The sequence below is a fragment of the Pseudomonas sp. GM80 genome, assembly GCF_000282515.1.
Classification (GTDB): Bacteria; Pseudomonadota; Gammaproteobacteria; order Pseudomonadales; family Pseudomonadaceae; genus Aquipseudomonas.
This window is the reverse complement of record NZ_AKJD01000135.1, coordinates 1-18,203: the sequence shown is the minus strand read 5'-3', so window position 1 is coordinate 18,203 and position 18,203 is coordinate 1. Positions and strand designations below refer to the sequence as shown.

At 61.3% G+C, this 18,203-nt stretch carries 13 protein-coding genes; all 13 read left to right on the top strand.

From position 1 onward, the window contains the following. Positions 1 to 587: 587 nt before the first annotated feature. Complete coding sequence (gene glgA, locus PMI37_RS19725; RefSeq protein WP_008084153.1) at positions 588 to 2,174, top strand: glycogen synthase GlgA; 1,587 nt, start codon at positions 588 to 590, stop codon at positions 2,172 to 2,174. Positions 2,175 to 2,188: 14 nt separating this feature from the next. Next, entirely contained in the window at positions 2,189 to 3,991 is a 1,803-nt protein-coding gene (gene treZ, locus PMI37_RS19720; protein ID WP_008084152.1) for a malto-oligosyltrehalose trehalohydrolase, read from the top strand. Beyond that, positions 3,988 to 6,066 (top strand): 4-alpha-glucanotransferase, encoded by a 2,079-nt coding sequence (malQ, locus tag PMI37_RS19715; protein ID WP_008084151.1) that lies wholly within the window; start codon positions 3,988 to 3,990, stop codon positions 6,064 to 6,066. Before treZ ends, malQ begins: the two co-directional genes overlap by 4 nt. Beyond that, complete coding sequence (locus PMI37_RS19710; protein ID WP_008084150.1) at positions 6,063 to 8,831, top strand: malto-oligosyltrehalose synthase; 2,769 nt, start codon at positions 6,063 to 6,065, stop codon at positions 8,829 to 8,831. Before malQ ends, PMI37_RS19710 begins: the two co-directional genes overlap by 4 nt. A gap of 27 nt (positions 8,832 to 8,858) precedes the next feature. After that, positions 8,859 to 9,164: a DUF2934 domain-containing protein gene (locus PMI37_RS19705; protein ID WP_008084149.1), complete on the top strand. Its 306-nt coding sequence runs from the start codon at positions 8,859 to 8,861 to the stop codon at positions 9,162 to 9,164. A 328-nt stretch (positions 9,165 to 9,492) separates the two neighbouring features. Next, positions 9,493 to 11,652, top strand: coding sequence for a glycogen debranching protein GlgX (glgX, locus tag PMI37_RS19700; RefSeq protein ID WP_008084148.1), 2,160 nt, complete (start codon positions 9,493 to 9,495; stop codon positions 11,650 to 11,652). A gap of 1 nt (position 11,653) precedes the next feature. Beyond that, entirely contained in the window at positions 11,654 to 12,652 is a 999-nt protein-coding gene (locus PMI37_RS19695; RefSeq protein ID WP_008084147.1) for a hypothetical protein, read from the top strand. Next, on the top strand, positions 12,649 to 13,407 hold the full coding sequence (locus PMI37_RS19690) for a PIG-L deacetylase family protein (protein ID WP_008084146.1): 759 nt from the start codon (positions 12,649 to 12,651) through the stop codon (positions 13,405 to 13,407). The genes PMI37_RS19695 and PMI37_RS19690 overlap by 4 nt, the downstream gene beginning before the upstream one ends. Continuing rightward, complete coding sequence (locus PMI37_RS19685) at positions 13,404 to 14,003, top strand: SAM-dependent methyltransferase (RefSeq protein WP_008084143.1); 600 nt, start codon at positions 13,404 to 13,406, stop codon at positions 14,001 to 14,003. The genes PMI37_RS19690 and PMI37_RS19685 overlap by 4 nt, the downstream gene beginning before the upstream one ends. Then, positions 14,000 to 14,656 (top strand): glycosyltransferase, encoded by a 657-nt coding sequence (locus PMI37_RS19680; RefSeq protein WP_008084142.1) that lies wholly within the window; start codon positions 14,000 to 14,002, stop codon positions 14,654 to 14,656. Before PMI37_RS19685 ends, PMI37_RS19680 begins: the two co-directional genes overlap by 4 nt. A gap of 185 nt (positions 14,657 to 14,841) precedes the next feature. Next, positions 14,842 to 15,600: a PIG-L deacetylase family protein gene (locus PMI37_RS19675; RefSeq protein WP_008084139.1), complete on the top strand. Its 759-nt coding sequence runs from the start codon at positions 14,842 to 14,844 to the stop codon at positions 15,598 to 15,600. A gap of 191 nt (positions 15,601 to 15,791) precedes the next feature. Next, positions 15,792 to 16,574, top strand: coding sequence for an endonuclease/exonuclease/phosphatase family protein (locus tag PMI37_RS19670; RefSeq protein ID WP_008084138.1), 783 nt, complete (start codon positions 15,792 to 15,794; stop codon positions 16,572 to 16,574). 404 nt (positions 16,575 to 16,978) lie between these two features. Continuing rightward, positions 16,979 to 18,049, top strand: a complete 1,071-nt coding sequence (locus PMI37_RS19665; protein ID WP_008084132.1) for an autotransporter domain-containing protein — start codon at positions 16,979 to 16,981, stop codon at positions 18,047 to 18,049. The last annotated feature ends 154 nt before the right edge of the window (positions 18,050 to 18,203 follow it).

Below are 18,203 nucleotides of genomic sequence, written 5' to 3'. Positions count from 1 at the left end.
GTAGGAGCTGCCGAAGGCTCGGGCCGCGATCGGCAGCTCCTACAGGGTTCAAGAGTCACTCCATCAACAATGTGTTCGCACCACAACAGTGCGACTGCACTCCTCGCTAGCACAGAATCGTGACCGACCAGTCACCGTTTTGGCCCTTCCTCGCAAAAAAAACTGCACTTCGTCGGTGCGTTTGCCCTCCAAAAGCCAAGTTGCCGTTAACGGCAAACCGATTGTCGAACAATTTACCCATTTGCTCTGGCCCGCTCTAGGATCTGGCCTAGACTGGATTTTTCAGGGTTCGACCTGCCGGTCATCTTGCGGAAAAAAACTCGAAACTTTTGCACGAAGCGGCGGGTCATCTGAAAGGTAGGGCCAAAGTGGCTGGTGCAATCCTTGCAATAGCCCAATCACCCATTCTGCTTGCGCGTGTTGGGTAGCGTTTGCTCACCGATGCGTAGCGCGATTGCGCTCGCGTAATTCATGTAGGAGCTGCCGCAGGCTGCGATCTTTGCTTTTAAACGATCAAAAGATCGCAGCCTGCGGCAGCGCCTACAGGGAAAGAGAGAAGAATCAGATCAACAACACGGGAGATTCATATGATCAGTGCGGCATTGGATATTCAGGGAGAGCGTGCTCAGCAGGCGGTTGGCGAAGCGAGCACCATCAGCGTTCCCGGCAGCCGACAGATCAACGTCCCCGGCACCAAGACGCTGACTCCGGTAGCGAGCCAGAATCCCAACAAGAAGAAAGTGTTGTTCGTGACCTCGGAAATCGCCGATCTGGTGAAAACCGGCGGCCTGGGTGACGTGTCTGCCGCCCTGCCCCGCGCCATGGCGCACCTGCACGATGTGCGCGTGCTGATCCCCGGTTACCCGCAAGTGATGCACAGCGAGAACCCGATCCACATCATCGGTGAACTCGGCGGCCATGCTGCGCTGCCACCGTGCAAAATCGGTCGCATGGACATGCCCGACGGCCTGGTGATCTACGTGTTGATCTGCCCTGAACTCTACGAGCGCGAAGGCTCGCCCTACGGTGCCAACAATGGCCGTGACTGGCCGGACAACCATATTCGCTTCGCCCGCCTCGGTCTGGCCGCTGCCGACATCGCCGCCAATCTTGCACAAATCCACTGGTGCCCGGATCTGGTGCACGCCCATGACTGGCCAGCAGGCCTGGCCCCGGCGTACATGCACTGGCGCGGGCAGCGCACGCCAACCCTGTTCACCATTCACAACCTTGCTTATCAAGGAGTGACCAGCCTCGGCTCGTGCCCAGAGCTGGGCATTCCCAACCATGCCCTGCAACAGGAAGGCATGGAATTTTACGGCAAGATGTCGTTCCTCAAGGCCGGCATGGCCTATTCGAGCCACATCACCACGGTCAGCGCGACTTACGCGCAGGAAATCACCACCCCGGATTTCGGCTGCGGCCTCGACGGTTTCCTCGCCGCCAAGACCCAGCAAGGTTTGCTCAGCGGTATCCCTAACGGTATCGACGAGAGCTGGGACGCTGCTACTGATCCACACCTGTTCGCACCGTTCGCCATTGGCGACTGGGAAGGCAAAGCCGTCAACGCCGCCCATGTCCGCGAACTGTTCGAACTGAATGACTCGGATGGTCCGCTGTTCGCCGTGGTTTCCCGGCTGGTTTATCAGAAAGGCCTCGATCTGACTCAAGCCGTCTCTGAATACATCGTGCAGAACGGTGGCCAGATCGCGATCATCGGTCGCGGCGAGCCGGAAGAAGAACAAGCCATGCGCGACCTGGCGCTGCGCTTCCCCGGTCAGATCGGCGTGCGCATCGGCTTCAATGAAACCGACGCCCGCCGCATGTTCGCCGGCAGCGATTTCCTGTTGATGCCGTCGCGTTACGAACCCTGCGGGTTGAGTCAGATGTACGCCCAGCGGTTCGGCTCGCTGCCGGTCGCGCGCAACACCGGCGGGCTGGCTGACACCATTGAAAACGGCATCACCGGGTTCCTTTTCGACGAATCCACCGCCGAAAGCTATCAAGAAGCCCTGAGCCGCGCGTTCAAAGTCTTCGCCTATCCTGAACTGCTCAATGCCATGCGTTGCCGGGCAATGGCCGCGCCGTTCAATTGGTGCAAAGCGGTCGAACCGTACGCCGAACTCTATGAACAACTGGTGGCCAAGGCCTTGGGTAAAGCAATTCACAAGTAACAGGGAGGTCAACGATGCCGTTACGGTCTACTGAAACCTGGCCACACGGCGCGATCATGCTGGATGCCGAGCACACGCAATTTGCGTTGTGGGCACCGGATGCGTTTTACGTCAGCGTCGAACTGGAAGACGGCCAGTCGCTGCCAATGCTGCCGCAGGCAGACGGCTGGTTCGTGATCAAGGCTCGCTGTCCGGCGGGCACGCGTTACCGCTACAACATCGATGGTGAACTGGAGGTGCCCGACCCGGCCTCCAGAGCGCAGGATGGCGACCTCAACCGCCACAGCGTGGTGGTTGATCCGCTGGCCTATCAATGGCGACACAGTGCCTGGCACGGTCGGCCGTGGAGCGAAGCGGTGATCTACGAGTTGCACGTCGGAGCGCTCGGGGGTTTTGCCGAAGTCGAACAACACCTGGCGCGCCTCGCCGGTCTGGGCATCACCGCCATCGAACTGATGCCACTGGCGCAGTTCCCCGGCGACCGCAATTGGGGCTACGACGGCGTCTTGCCTTACGCACCGCAAGCCTCTTACGGCACCCCGGAACAACTCAAACACCTGATCGACAGTGCCCACGGCCACGGCCTCGCGGTGATTCTCGACGTGGTCTACAACCACTTCGGCCCCGACGGCAATTACCTGCACCGTTACGCCAAAGGCTTTTTCCGCGAAGACAAACACACGCCGTGGGGCGCGGCGATCGATTTTCGCCGCGATGAAGTGCGCGAATTCTTTATCGAAAACGCCCTGATGTGGTTGCTCGAATACCGCTTCGACGGTCTGCGCCTCGATGCGGTGCATGCCATCGAAGACCCGGATTTCCTCACCGAGATGGCCCAGCGCATCCGCGCGCAAATCGACCCGAATCGGCATGTCTGGCTGACTGTGGAAAACGAACTCAACCAGTCCAGCCTGCTCGAATACGACTACGACGCGCAGTGGAACGACGACGGCCACAACGCCCTGCACGTACTGCTCACCGGTGAAACCGACGCCTATTACGCCGACTATGCCGCGCAACCCACCGAACAACTGGTGCGCTGCCTGAGTCAGGGCTTTGTGTTCCAGGGCCACATCACCCGTCATGGCGAACCTCGCGGCGAGCCCAGTGAACACTTGCCGTCCACCGCGTTTGTGCTGTTCCTGCAAAACCACGATCAGATCGGCAACCGCGCGTTCGGCGAGCGTCTGCATCAGCTGGCCGATCCACGCGCCGTGCAGGCAGCGACGGTATTGTTGCTGCTGTCACCGATGATTCCGCTGATGTTCATGGGCGACGAATTCGCCGCCGAACAGCCGTTCCTGTTTTTCACCAGTCACCACGGTGAATTAGCCGAACTGGTGCGCGAGGGCCGCCGCAATGAATTCGCGGCGTTCAGCGCTTTCACCGACCCGCACAAGCGTGAACAGATTCCTGATCCGAATGGCGAAAAAACCTTCCACGCCTCTCAGCCGAGGTTGATTGGCAATGGCAGCGTGAAACAGCAGGAAACCCTCGCGCTGTACCAAAAACTGCTGCAATTTCGCCATCAATACATCATCCCCCATCTGTCCGGCACGCAAGCGCTCGGCGCCCATATGCTCGGGTTTGGCGCGGTCAGTGCGCGCTGGCGCCTGGGCAATGGCAGTGAGCTGCGAATTGACCTGAACCTCAGCGACACGCCAGTGGTCAACCCTCCACAGACCGAAACCGTGTGGCTGTTTCAACAGCCGCCCAGCGCCGATCTGTCGGAGTCGGGCGAACTGCCCGCGTATTGCGCGCTTGTCAGCCTCACGGCCGCAACCCCTTTGCAACCTCTGGATGGAGAGCGCCTATGAGCGATGCGCAACTGGAAATTCTGGCCAGCCGAGCCGGCCTCGCCGTCGACTGGATCGACGCCAACGGCCGCCCGCAAAAAGTCGCCCCGGCGGTGCTGCGCAATGTCCTCATCGGACTCGGCCACCCAGCCAGCACGGCGCAGGAAATCGACGCCAGCCTGCTGCAACTGCAAGAAGTGCAACAGGATCGCCACCTGCCGCCGCTGCTGACCAGCGACGTCGGCGTCAGCCTCGATCTGGCGCGCTACTTCGCCCCTGAGACGCCTTGTGAAATCCACCTCGAAGACGGTTCGCGACTGAACCTCAAACTCGACAACGAAGCGATGTTGCCCGGCCTGGTTCCGGTCGGTTATCAGCAGGTACACATCGCCGATCAATATTTCACCCTGGCCGTGGCGCCGGAGCGCTGCTTCAGCGTTGGCGACGCGGTGGACAACCCGATCCCCCGTGCCTGGGGCCTCAGCGTGCAGTTGTATTCGTTGCGTCGCCCTGGCGATGGCGGTTTTGGCGACACTCAGGCGCTGGAAGAACTGGCTCGTGTGGCCGGTGAGCGTGGCGCCGAGGCGCTGGCGATCAGCCCGCTGCACGCAATGTTCAGCGCTGATACCGGGCGCTACAGCCCGTATTCGCCGTCCAGTCGCTTGTTTCTCAATTCGCTGTACGCCGCGCCCGGCGCGATCCTCGGCGAACGGGCGTTGCGCGATGCCATCGACGCGGCAGGTCTGGCCGCCCAATTTGCGCAACTGGAAGACCTGAAACTGATCGACTGGCCAGCCGCCGCCGAGGCCAAGCAGAAACTGCTGCAAGCGCTGTATGAAGGCTTCGTCGCCGGCGATCATCCGCTGCACCCGGACTTTGCCAGTTTCCGTCACGCGGGCGGCGAAGCGCTGGAGAATCACTGCCGCTTCGAAGCGATTCAGGAAATGCGCGCCGCGCGCGGGGAAAATCTCGACTGGCGTCAATGGCCGGAGCACTGGCACGACCCGCGCGGCGCGGCGCTGGCAGCGTTCGCCGAGGAATACGCCGAGCGCATCGGTTACTTCGCTTTTTGCCAATGGCTGATTCACCGCTGCCTGGAGCGCGCACAGACCGCCGCTCGCAGCGCGGGCATGGGCATTGGCCTGATCGCCGACCTGGCGGTCGGGGCCGATGGCGCCGGCAGTCAGGCCTGGAGTTTTCAGGATGAGCTGCTCGCCTCGCTGACCGTCGGTGCGCCGCCGGACATTCTCAACCGCTCCGGGCAAGGCTGGGGGATTTCCGCGTTCTCCCCGGAAGGTCTGATCCGCAATGGTTTCCGCGCATTCATCGACATGCTCCGTGCCAACTTCGCCCATGCCGGCGGCTTGCGTATTGACCATGTCATGGGCCTGCAACGCTTGTGGGTGATTCCTAACGGCTCCGCCCCGGCGGATGGCGCCTATCTGTATTACCCGGTCGACGATTTGCTGCGTTTGCTGACGCTCGAATCCCATCGTCACCAGGCCATCGTCCTCGGCGAAGACCTCGGCACCGTACCAGACGGTCTGCGCGAGAAGCTCATCGCCCGCTCGATGCTTGGCATGCGCGTGTTGCTGTTCGAACAGGACAACACCCATTTCAAACCGATCCTCGACTGGCCGGACAACGCGCTGGCGACCACCAGCACCCATGATCTGCCGACGATCAATGGCTGGTGGCACGGTCGCGACATCGACTGGAATGCGCGGCTGGGTTTTGTCGACGCCAACGGTGAAATCGAATGGCGCCACCATCGCCAGCGTGAGCGCGAAGGTCTGCGCAGCGCCTTGAGTCAGGACCCGCAGAACTTTCGCGAGGAATCCCACGAGGCCGATCAAGTGGTCGATGCCGCCGTGCGTTTCCTCGGCCACACCCGCGCGCCACTGGTGCTGCTGCCAATCGAAGACGCGTTGGGCATCAACGAGCAAGCCAATTTCCCGGGCACCATCGACACGCACCCGAACTGGTCGCGACGTTTGCCCGGTACCAGCGAAGCCTTGCTCGATGACGCCGATGCAGCGCGCCGTCTGGAATTGCTCGCCTGCGCAAGGCTTCAGGCTGCCGAGCGTGACCAATGAACCAAACGCTCATCCAGCCACTGCGCGCGACGTTGCGCCTGCAATTTCATAAAGGGTTCACCCTCGAACAAGCGGTACCGTTGGTGCCGTATTTTGCCCAATTGGGTATCAGCCACATATACGCCTCGCCGCTGCTCGCGGCGCGGGCCGGCTCGATGCACGGCTACGATGTGGTCGACCCGACCCAGGTCAATCCGGAACTCGGTGGCGAAGCGGCGCTGCGAAATTTAGTCAGCACCCTGCGCGAGCACGGCATGGGGCTGATCCTCGACATCGTTTCCAACCACATGGCCGTGGGCGGCAACGACAATCCGTGGTGGCTTGACCTGCTCGAATGGGGACGACTGAGCCCTTATGGCGAATTTTTCGACATTCAGTGGCACTCGCCGGATCCGTTGATGGAAGGCCAGTTGTTGCTGCCCTTTCTAGGCAGCGACTACGGTGTGGCGTTGCAGGAAGGCACGCTGAAGCTGCATTTCAATGCAGAAAAAGGCAGCTTCTACGTCGAGCATTACGACCACCATTTCCCGATCTGCCCAAGCGATTACGGTGACATCCTCAAACCCGAGGAGGCGCTCAAGTCTTTGGCCGATCGCTTCAGCACCCTCAGCTACCAGACCGATGCGCATTCGCTGGCGATCCCCTTGAAGGAAGAGCTGCGGCAACTGGCAAGCGATCCGCAGGTTCTCGAAGCGCTTCAAAACAACCTGAAAAATTTCGACTCGACCACTGAAGAAGGCTTCCAATCGCTGCATCAGCTACTGGAGCGACAAAGCTATCGCCTGGCCAGCTGGCGCACCGCTGCCGATGACATCAACTGGCGGCGCTTTTTCGACATCAATGAACTCGGCGGTTTACGCGTCGAGCGTCCGGCAGTGTTCGAAGCAACGCACGGCAAAATCTTCCAGTTGATCGCCGAAGGGCTGGTCGACGGCTTGCGCATCGACCATATCGACGGCCTCGCCGACCCGCGCGGTTACTGCCGCAAATTGCGTCGACGCCTTGACCTGATCGCGCCAGACCGACACTTGCCGATCTACGTCGAGAAGATCCTCGGCGCCGGTGAAACCCTGCACCGCGATTGGGCGGTGGACGGCACCACCGGTTATGAATTCATGAATCAATTGTCGCTGTTGCAGCATTATCCCGACGGCGAATACGTCCTCGGTGACCTGTGGCAACGGCGCACCGAACGGCCCGCCGCGTTCATCGAAGAAGCGCAATTGGCGCGTCGGCAGATCCTCAACGGCTCGCTGGCCAGCGACTGCGAAAGCGTGGCGCAGGCCTTGCTGCAAGTGGCTCGCGACGACCTGATGACCCGCGACTTGACCCTCGGTGCGATCCGCCGGGTGTTGCAGGCGCTGATCGTGCATTTCCCGGTCTATCGCACTTACATCGGTGCAATGGGTCGTTCGGCGCAGGACGAGGTGTTTTTCCAGCACGCCATGGACGGTGCCCGGCAAACCCTCAGCGAAGCCGACTGGCCGGTACTCGACTGCGTCGCGGCCTGGCTCGGTGGCACACCGTGGCGGCGCAAACCGCGTGGCCGCTCGCGGAAAATCCTCAAGCACGCTTGCGTACGTTTTCAACAATTGACCTCACCGGCCGCCGCGAAAGCCGTGGAAGACACTGCGCTGTATCGCTCGGCGGTGCTGCTGTCGCGCAATGATGTGGGTTACAACACCGAACAGTTCAGCGCGCCGGTCAGTGATTTCCACGCGGTCAATCAGCGACGTCTCGCCGAATTCCCGGACAACCTGCTGGCCACCGCGACCCACGATCACAAGCGCGGCGAAGACACCCGCGCGCGCCTGGCGGTGCTCAGCGAACGCAGCCACTGGTACGCCGAGCAGATCGAATTGTGGCGCGCCCTCGCCCGCCCGGTTCGCGTTGATGACCAGGTACCGTCGGCGGGTGATGAGCTGATCCTCTATCAAGCTTTGCTCGGCAGTTGGCCGCTGGATCTGCGCGACGATGATCAGGGCGGTTTCGTCGATTACGCCAAGCGCATCTGGCAATGGCAACAGAAAGCCCTGCGTGAGGCCAAGCTGCAAAGCAGCTGGAGCGCGCCGAACGAGGCCTATGAAAACGCCACCCAGGCCTTCACCGAAAAACTCCTGACCGGCGCCGACGGTGAACTGCTGCGCGCCGCACTGGCCAAGACCGTCAACAGCATCGCCGCTGCCGGCGCGCTCAATGGCTTGGCGCAAACCTTGCTGCGCATGACTGTGCCGGGGGTGCCGGATCTGTATCAGGGCAACGAGTATTGGGATTTCAGCCTGGTCGATCCGGACAACCGCCGGCCGGTGGATTACGCCGCGCGCGCGCAGTCCTTGCAGGCGCCTCTGCCACCTGCGCAGCTGCTGGCGAACTGGCGTGACGGGCGTATCAAGCAGGCCTTGATCGCCGAGGTGCTGAACCTGCGTGCCGAGCATGCTGGGCTGTTCCGCCATGGCTCGTACCAGGCCTTGGAGGTGCTGGGCGATCAGGCGCACAACGTGCTCGCGTTTGCCCGCGAACACGAGGGGAAACAGGCCATCGTGATCGTGCCGATCCGTTGCGCCACGCTGCTGGAAAACGGTGCTGTACCTCAGGTCGATGCGCTGCGCTGGGGCGATACGCGGGCGGTTTTACCGTTCGCCGCCTCTGACGCAAACCTGAAGGGACTTTTTTCAAGCCGCGCAGTCACAAAAAACAGGGAGCTGAATATCAGCGACGCGCTGGGGGATGTCCCGGTCAATCTCTTTATCCAACACTTAACGTAAGCACGAGTTCAGTTCAGGAGCATTGCGATGAGCACCGACGATAAACGCATCCGCGAATTCGCCTATCAGATCTGGGAGTCCGAAGGTCAGCCAGAAGGTCAGGAAGCGCGCCATTGGGAGATGGCCCGCAAACTGGCTGAAGCAGAAGCCTTGGCACCGAAAAAACCACCGAAGGCTGCGGGCAGTAAAGCCGCTGGCAAGACAGCCGAGCCGAAAGCACCGGCCGCCAAACCAAAACCGCCGGCCAAAGCCAAACCGGCCAGCGCTGCCAAGGTGATTCCACCGGGTGAAAAACCCGCCGAGAAAAAGCCGAGAGCGCCGCGCAAGCCTTAGGCGACCTGACGCTAAACCGGACTATTGAACTGAATGAATGTGTGGCGGGCTTGCTCGCCACCGAGGGCGCGTTCGTCCTCAAGAAATACGCAAATCCCTTGTTTAAACCGGCTTCTGTGGTGAATGGATTTTTGTGGCGAGGGGATTTATCCCCGTTGGGTTGCGAAGCAGCCCCAAATGCTGCACTTGCGGAGTGTCAGACATACCGCGTGCAATGGTTTTGCGACTGCTGTGCAGCCGAACGGGGATAAATCCCCTCGCCACAAAATCTCGCTCCTACCGGGAATCGGTTTCAACTGAACTGTCCCCGTTTTTTGCAGGAGCAATCATGACCCGTCCAAAAAAAGCCGAACCCACCGCGCACGCCGAGCCTTCGAGAATTCGTGAAGGCCTGCCCTTCCCGCTCGGTGCGACCTGGGATGGTCTGGGGGTGAACTTTGCCCTGTTCTCCGCCAACGCCACCAAGGTCGAATTGTGCATCTTCGACGATGCCGGCGAAGTCGAACTCGAACGCATCGAACTGCCGGAATACACCGACGAGATCTACCACGGCTACCTGCCTGATGCGCACCCGGGGCTGATCTACGGCTACCGTGTCTACGGCCCGTATGACCCGGCGAACGGGCACCGTTTCAACCACAACAAATTGCTCATCGACCCCTACGCCAAGCAACTGGTCGGCGAGCTGAAGTGGTCGGAAGCGCTGTTCGGCTACACCATCGGCCACCCCGACGCCGACCTCAGTTTCGACGAACGCGACAGCGCGCCATTCGTGCCCAAGTGCAAAGTCATCGACCCGGCGCACACCTGGGGCAACGACCAGCGTGTCAGTGTGCCGTGGGACAAAACCATCATTTACGAAACTCACGTACGCGGCATCAGCATGCGTCACCCCTCGGTGCCGGAAAACGTGCGAGGTACTTTCGCCGGTCTGATGAATGACGACGTGCTCAAGCACATTCGCAGCGTCGGCGTTTCGTCGGTCGAGTTGTTGCCGATCCACGCCTTCGTCAACGACCAGCACCTGCTGCACAAGGGCATGACCAATTACTGGGGTTACAACAGCATCGCGTTTTTCGCCCCGGACCCGCGTTATCTGGCCAGCGGCAAGATCGCCGAGTTCAAGGAAATGGTCGCGCACCTGCACGAGGCCAATCTCGAAGTAATCCTCGACGTGGTCTACAACCACACCGCCGAGGGCAACGAGCAAGGCCCGACCCTGTCGATGCGCGGCATCGACAACGCGTCCTACTACCGCTTGATGCCTGACGACAAACGCTTCTACATCAACGATTCCGGCACCGGCAACACGCTGGATCTGAGCCATCCATGCGTACTGCAAATGGTCACCGACTCGCTGCGTTACTGGGCCACGGAAATGCACGTCGACGGTTTCCGCTTCGACCTGGCGACTATTCTTGGCCGTTATCACGATGGCTTCGACGAACGTCACAGCTTCCTCGTGGCCTGCCGTCAGGACCCGGTGCTGCGTCAGGTGAAAATGATCGCCGAGCCGTGGGACTGCGGCCCCGGTGGCTATCAGGTCGGCAACTTCCCACCGGGCTGGGTCGAATGGAACGACAAGTTTCGCGACACCGTGCGGGCCTTCTGGAAAGGGGATGACGGCCAGGTTGCCGACTTCGCCAGCCGCATGACCGCTTCTGGCGAGATGTTCAATCAGCGTGGACGGCGGCCGTATTCGTCGGTGAATTTCATCACCGCCCACGACGGTTTCACCCTCAACGATCTGGTCTCGTACAACGACAAGCACAACGAAGCCAACGACGAGAACAATCAGGACGGCAGCAATAACAATCTGTCGTGGAACCACGGCGTCGAAGGCCCGACCGACGACCCGGAAATCAACGAACTGCGCCATCGGCAGATGCGCAACTTCTTCGCCACGCTACTGTTGTCCCAAGGCACGCCGATGATCGTCGCCGGTGACGAATTCGCCCGCACCCAGGACGGTAACAACAACGCTTATTGCCAGGACAGCGAGATCGGCTGGGTCAATTGGGACCTGAGCGAAGACGGCAAGGCGCTGCTGAAATTCGTCAAACGCCTGATCAAGTTGCGTCTGGCTTACCCGATTCTGCGTCGCGGTCGTTTTCTCGTCGGCGAGTACAACGAGGACATCGGCGTCAAGGACGTCACCTGGCTGGCGCCGGACGCCACCGAGATGACCACCGAGCACTGGCACGATGCGCACAACCGTTGCCTGGGCATGCTGCTCGATGGCCGCGCGCAGGAAACCGGCATTCGCCGCAAAGGTGGCGATGCGACTCTGTTGCTGGTGGTCAACGCGCACCACGACATCGTCAACTTCACCTTGCCGGAGGTGCCGGACGGTGGTTTCTGGACGTGCATGATCGATACCAATCAACCGTCGATCCGTGGTCAGGAGCGTTTTGACTTCGGCCATGAATACTCGGTGACCGGCCGTTCGCTGTTGCTGTTCGAACTGCAACACGAAGAAGAAGATTGATATGGACCTGCAAAACTATCTCGCTCGCCGCACGCCGGATTATCCCGACACGGCGACCCTCGGCGCCTGTCTGCGGGCGATGGTCGAGGCCGGGCATGATCGTTTGCCGTTGCCCGGTAGCGGCCTGACGCTGGAGCGTTTCCAGCGTCTGGCCGATGTCGCCGGGCATGATCTGGGGTTGTGCAAACTCTACGAAGGCCATACCGATGCGTTGGCGATCATCGAACAACTCGGTGGCTCGCCGACGCCCGGCAGCACCTGGGGCATGTGGGCTGCAGAACCGCCGCAGGCACGAGTCAAGGTCAGTCCCGCCGGGCACATGGTCGCACTGAACGGGCGCAAGGCTTGGTGCTCCGGCGCCGGGGTGCTCAGTCATGCCTTGCTGACCGCTTGGGACGCCGATGATCAGCAACAACTGGTGGCGGTGGCACTCGATCAACCGGGCGTGACCATCACCGATCAAGGCTGGCAAGCCGTAGGCATGGGCGCCACCGGCAGTGTTGAAGTGGTGTTCGATGGCGCCGAAGGCCAAGCCATCGGCAATCCTGGCGATTACTTGCAACGTCCGGGTTTCTGGCAGGGCGGCGTCGGCATTGCCGCGTGCTGGTACGGCGCCGCACGGCGGATTGCCGATTCGCTGCGCCAGCAATGTGCGCAACGTGAAGAGCCGCATGCCCTCGCCCACCTCGGCGCAGTCGACACGGCCTTGCAAGCGGCGGCTGACGTGCTGCGCTTCAGCGCCTTGCACATCGATGCGCACCCCGAAGACAACGCCGAACTGCTCGCCCGACGCGCTCGTGCTGTCGTCGAGCAATCCGCTGAGCAGGTGATCCGCGAAGTCGGTCGCGCGCTGGGCGCCGGGCCGTATTGCAAGGATCGTCACTTCGCTCATTTGATCGCCGACCTGCCGGTGTTCCTGCGGCAAAGCCATGCCGAGCGCGACCTCGCCACCCTCGGTCAACTGATTGCCCGTCAACCCGATGAGGTCTGGTCGCTATGAAAGCCAATCCGATCGTCGGCCAAGGCACGTCTTTGCATCAATGGCAGGCCTCGCGGCATCTGGCAGAGTTGCAAAGTATCGACATTCTCAGCCTGGTGCCCCCAGGTGCGCGAGCCGTGATTGTTGCCCCCCATCCGGACGATGAAGTGCTCGGTTGCGGAGGTCTGCTGCAGTTGCTTGCCGCTGCCGGGCGCGACTTGCAATTGATCTCGGTCACCGACGGCAGCGCCAGTCATCCCGGCTCCGAACGCTGGCCGGTCGAACGCTTGAGCGTGATCCGTCCACAAGAATCCGCCGAAGCCCTGCGCCGCCTCGGTCTGCCGATGCACCGTTTGAAGTGGCTGCGCGGTGGTTTCACCGACACTCAGGTGGCGGCTCAGGAACAACAACTGAGCGCGTTCATCGAACAGCATCTGCGCGCCAACGACGTGGTGTTTACCACTTGGCGCGAGGATGGCCATTGCGACCACGAAGCCGTCGGCCGCGCCAGTGCCGAAGCGGCGCGCCGGGTCGGTGCCATCTGCCATGAGTTGCCGGTGTGGACGTGGCACTGGGCGACGCCTGAAGACGCCGTCGTGCCGTGGCAGCGAGCGCGCAAGATTCTGCTGACGCCGGCGCAAGTCGCGCGCAAACGCCACGCGGTGCACGCCTTTGCCAGCCAACTGGAGGGCGACGCGCAAGCGGGACTCGCCCCGGTGCTCGCGCCTTACGTGATCGACCGCTTGCTGCAGCCTTTCGAAGTGGTGTTTTTATGAGTGTCGAGGATCGCTATTTCGACGGCCTGTTCGCCGGCAACGATGACCCCTGGGCCTTCCGCGAGCGCTGGTACGAGCAGCGCAAACGCGCCATCACCCTCGCCGCTCTGCCTCGCCCGCACTATCGATCGATTTTCGAACCCGGCTGCGCCAACGGTGAGTTGAGCGCTGAACTGGCCCGCCGTTGCGACCGCCTGTTGTGCTGCGACACCGCCAGTGCCGCCGTGCGTCTGGCGCAAACCCGTTTGAGCGTGTTTGACCATGCCGAGGTACGGCAAAACCGCCTGCCGGGTGACTGGCCGGAGGAAAAATTCGACCTGATTGTATTTAGCGAAATCGGCTACTACCTCGATAGCCAGGATCTGACAGCCGTTATCCGTCACATCAGCCATTCCCTGACCGCCGACGGCCAATTGCTCGCTTGCCACTGGCGCCCGCCGATTGATGACTGCCCGCTGAATGCGCGGCAGGTTCACGATTTGATTCACGAGCAACTGCAACTGCCGCGTCTGGTGCTGCATCAGGAGGCGGACTTCATACTTGAGGTCTGGAGCCGTGAACCACGTTCGGTCGCCGCACTGGAGGGCTTGCGATGATCGGCATTCTGATCCCGGCGCACAACGAAGAAGACTTGCTCGACGAATGCCTGAGCGCCGCGCTGCGCGCCAGCAAGCACGCCTTGCTCGCCGGCGAACCGGTCGAAGTGCTGGTAGTGCTGGACAGCTGCACCGATCGCTCGGCGCACATCGTCGGCCGTTATCCGGTGCTGAACCTGCAGATCGAGGCGCGCAACGTCGGCCAGGCCCGCGCTGCCGGTGCGCGTCTGCTGCTGGAGCGCGGCGCACGCTGGATCGCCTGCTCGGACGCCGACAGCCGCGTGGCCGACGACTGGCTGGTGGCGCAACTCGGGCTCGGCGCTGACGCGGTATGCGGCACCGTGACGGTGGAACACTGGCATGAATCGCTCGATCAGGCCGCGCAGATCCGCTATCAGAGCCAGTATCGCGGCTGTGACGGGCACCGGCATATCCACGGTGCAAACCTGGGCATCAGCGCCGATGCCTACCGCTGGGCCGGCGGTTTTCAACCGCTGGCGTGCGATGAAGACGTGCAACTGGTGCGTGAGCTGGAGCTGTCCGGCGCCAACATTGCCTGGAGCCATCGCCCGCAGGTCCACACCAGCGCCCGTCTGGACAGCCGCGCACGCGGCGGATTTGGCGATTATCTGCGACAACTGGCACAGCTTTGAGAAAAAAAACCAGATCAGGCTAATCTGTCACGAGACGAACAGCGCTTCTTGAGCAATACTCTGCTGCGCGGCAATCCAGGGTTCGGAGCGTCGTACGGCAATCAACCTGCCTTCACGGGTCGACCAGCGGCTTTTTATGTCTGCGTGCGCGACTGAGGGCGAGACACTACAAGGACGTCGCACCCATGAAACTGTTATCCCTCAGCGAAAGCGGGCAGCCAGCGCAGATATGGAACAGCGCCCCGCAACTCGACAACATTCCCGTCATCAATACCCGCAGTCTGGTCCCGCCCGGTGCGCGCGCCGTGGTCATTGCCCCGCACCCCGGCGATGAAGTGGTGACATCCGGCGGCCTGCTGCAGTTACTCGCCAACCTCGGCCATCCCCTGCAATTGCTCTCGATCACCGACGGCAGCGCCAGCCATCCCGGTTCGCGGCAATGGTCGGAAAAACGCCTGAGCGTGTTTCGCCCCCAGGAAAGCGTCGAAGCCCTGCGCCGTCTGGGCCTGCCCATGCACAGCCTGAAATGGGTGCGCGGTGGTTTCAACGACAGCGGCCTGATGGATCAGGAAACGCAACTGACTGAATTCATCAGCCGTTACTTGCGCCCCGGCGACGTGGTGTTCAGCACTTGGCGTGGTGATGGCAACAACGACCATGAAGCCGTCGGACGAGCCAGCGCCAGAGCGGCGGAACTGACCGGGGCGACCTTTCACGATGTGCCGATCTGGGCCTGGCACTGGCCGGAGCGCGAGCACAAGTTGATCCCCTGGGAGCGCGCCCGCAAAATTCGCCTCGACACCTGGACCGTCGCGCGCAAAAGCCACGCCACCCATGCCTACGCCAGCCAGCTCAGCGACGAACCGGCACTGGGCCTTGCAGCCAAACTGTCGCCGATGGTGCTCGAACGCATGCGCCAGCCCTACGAAATCGTCTTCCTCTAAAAAAACAACAGCCCCCTGTAGGAGCTGCCGAAGGCTCGGGCCGCGATCGGACGATCTTTTGAAGTTGGCTGCTAAAAACAAGATCAAAAGATCGCAGCCTTCGGCAGCTCCTACACGGATGGGTATGAAAAGGAACTGCTGGGCCTCTGCATCAGTCGCATGAATAAGCAGACAGATTCAGAGGAGTGCACGTGTCCAGCGATCCCAAGCGTCAACTTAACGATGCGCCCGGCATTCATCGCCTGCGCGTGCTGACGGTCAATACGCACAAGGGTTTCACCGCGCTCAACCGGCGTTTCATCTTGCCGGAACTGCGCGAAGCCGTGCGCAGCACGTCCGCCGACCTGGTGTTTCTGCAAGAGGTGGTGGGTGAGCACGAACGTCATTCGAGCCGTTACAACGAATGGCCGCAAACCTCGCAGTACGAGTTCCTCGCCGACAGTATGTGGAGCGATTTCGCTTACGGACGCAACGCCGTGTACCCCAACGGTCACCACGGCAATGCCCTGCTGTCGAAATACCCGATTCGCGAATACCGTAATCTCGACGTGTCGATCACCGGCCCCGAACGCCGCGGCCTGCTGCACTGTGTGCTGGACGTACCGGGGCATGCCGAGGTCCACGCGATCTGCGTACACTTGAGCCTGCTCGAAAGCCATCGCCAGTTGCAGCTGCAACTGCTCTGCCAATTGCTCGAATCCCTGCCGGACGATGCCCCGGTGATCATCGCCGGCGACTTCAACGACTGGCAGTTGCAGGGCAATGCGGCCCTCTCCCGCCGTGACTATTTGCACGAAGCGTTCGAACGCCATCACGGTCGCCCGGCCAAGACCTACCCGGCACGTTTCCCCTTGCTGCGACTGGACCGCATCTACTTGCGCAATGCCAGCAGCCACGACCCACGTATCCTCGGCAACAAGCCGTGGACGCATCTCTCCGATCACCTGCCGCTGGCGGTTGAAGTTCATCTGTAATCATGCGATTGCCTGGACGAAATATTGACAGCATCGCCCTACACGGAGAGACCGGCCATATGGGGGTCTGCATCTGCTCGCAGACCTTCCGTCGGCAATAAAACCTCCGTATGGCGAGGCTTTCCTTCGATATTCCATACAAACAACCACTTAGTTATGTGCAGAAAAACAAACGCTTGCAAACCCCGTTTTGCTACTACCGCTCATCGTTCAATTTCTTGACGAGCGCGCGCGACTCTTCTTATCTCTACCTTACTACCCCCGGAATCACTGCCCGGGGCGAGCCTTCGGACACTCGCGAAATCGAGCGGCCACGGTTCGCCCCGCTCCATTCGGTCGCCCCTCGTTCGGGGTAGGAGAGACGCCACACAGAGAGAATGCATGCGCTTGCAAGGTAGACCTCCATGAGAATTTCAATTACCCCACACGAGATCAAAATCACGTTCTGCACAGTGTCGAGCTCTATCTTGCTGTGCTCATCCATGGAGGCGCAGGCCGGTCCTGCGGCGGATGAAACCACGCCGTGGTATCGCGCGGACGTACCGGTCATGACCTTGCCAGCGACCGTCATCACTCCCGATCAGCAACGCTTCAGCTCACGGCCGGACGTGCGTGGCGCCAACCTGATCACTGAAGACCTCGCACCGAATGCCTGGGATCAGCTCTACGGACGCCCTGCCCGTCAGGCGCAAAACGATGTGTTGTCCTCGGGTTTTGCGATGCCTGGCAGTGGCGACTTCAAAGGTCCGGCGATCCTGACTCTGCAAAGTGGCAGCGGTCATACCCAGACCATCGGCCTGATCGGCGGCCTCAACCAGATTCAAGCCAACGGCAACGGCCTGCTCACCAGTCGCGCCCAAACCGATCCGACCACCGACACCCTCAACCTGCAAGGGCAGAGCCTCGGCGCCTATTACAGCCTGACCGGCGCGCAAGGCTGGCACGTCGACCTGTCCGCCAGCGGTGGCCGCGTCAGTGGCTTCAGCCGCAACGAGCAAGGCGCACGGCAAGCCACTGAAGGCAGCGCACTGACCTTTTCGGTGGAAGGCGGTTTTCCGATTGGCTTGAGTGAAAATTGGGTGGTGGAACCGCAGGCGCAACTGATCAACCAGCGCATCACCCTAGACACGCCGTATGCCGGATCGGGGAATGCCTCATCAACAGACCTGACCGCCTGGAGTGGTCGTGTCGGCGCGCGGTTGAAAGGTAGTTATGATTTGAACGGTTTGCCGGTCGAACCGTACGTGCGCACCAACCTCTGGCACACGGTGTACACCGGCAATACGGTGACGCTCGATCAGGTCGACAAGATCAGCAGCAGTCGCAAGTCGTCGACCGTTGAATTGGGCCTGGGACTGGTGGCGCGGATGACACCCTCGGTGAGTCTGTACGTGAGTGCCGATTACAGCAGCGATGTCGACGACAACGATTTGAATGGCCTGATTGGCAGCCTGGGTGTGCGCATGCGTTGGTGAGCTTCAGATCACCGAAGATCCCTGTGGGAGCTGGCTTGCCAGCGATGGCGGCGTGTCAGTCACCAAAGATGCTGAAAGTGACGGCCTCATCGCGGGCAAGCCCGCTCCCACAGGTTTTGCAGCGCCTTGGATCAACCCTCAGGCTTGAGGATCA

Excerpts from the sequence above, each read along its gene's own strand:
- PMI37_RS19690 (WP_008084146.1), top strand. The coding sequence starts at position 12,649 with ATGAAAGCCAATCCGATCGTCGGCCAAGGCACGTCTTTGCATCAATGG.
- PMI37_RS19665 (WP_008084132.1), top strand. The coding sequence starts at position 16,979 with ATGAGAATTTCAATTACCCCACACGAGATCAAAATCACGTTCTGCACA.
- PMI37_RS19685 (WP_008084143.1), top strand. The coding sequence starts at position 13,404 with ATGAGTGTCGAGGATCGCTATTTCGACGGCCTGTTCGCCGGCAACGAT.
- malQ (WP_008084151.1), top strand. The coding sequence starts at position 3,988 with ATGAGCGATGCGCAACTGGAAATTCTGGCCAGCCGAGCCGGCCTCGCC.
- treZ (WP_008084152.1), top strand. The coding sequence starts at position 2,189 with ATGCCGTTACGGTCTACTGAAACCTGGCCACACGGCGCGATCATGCTG.
- PMI37_RS19680 (WP_008084142.1), top strand. The coding sequence starts at position 14,000 with ATGATCGGCATTCTGATCCCGGCGCACAACGAAGAAGACTTGCTCGAC.
- PMI37_RS19695 (WP_008084147.1), top strand. The coding sequence starts at position 11,654 with ATGGACCTGCAAAACTATCTCGCTCGCCGCACGCCGGATTATCCCGAC.
- PMI37_RS19675 (WP_008084139.1), top strand. The coding sequence starts at position 14,842 with ATGAAACTGTTATCCCTCAGCGAAAGCGGGCAGCCAGCGCAGATATGG.
- glgA (WP_008084153.1), top strand. The coding sequence starts at position 588 with ATGATCAGTGCGGCATTGGATATTCAGGGAGAGCGTGCTCAGCAGGCG.
- glgX (WP_008084148.1), top strand. The coding sequence starts at position 9,493 with ATGACCCGTCCAAAAAAAGCCGAACCCACCGCGCACGCCGAGCCTTCG.
- PMI37_RS19710 (WP_008084150.1), top strand. The coding sequence starts at position 6,063 with ATGAACCAAACGCTCATCCAGCCACTGCGCGCGACGTTGCGCCTGCAA.
- PMI37_RS19705 (WP_008084149.1), top strand. The coding sequence starts at position 8,859 with ATGAGCACCGACGATAAACGCATCCGCGAATTCGCCTATCAGATCTGG.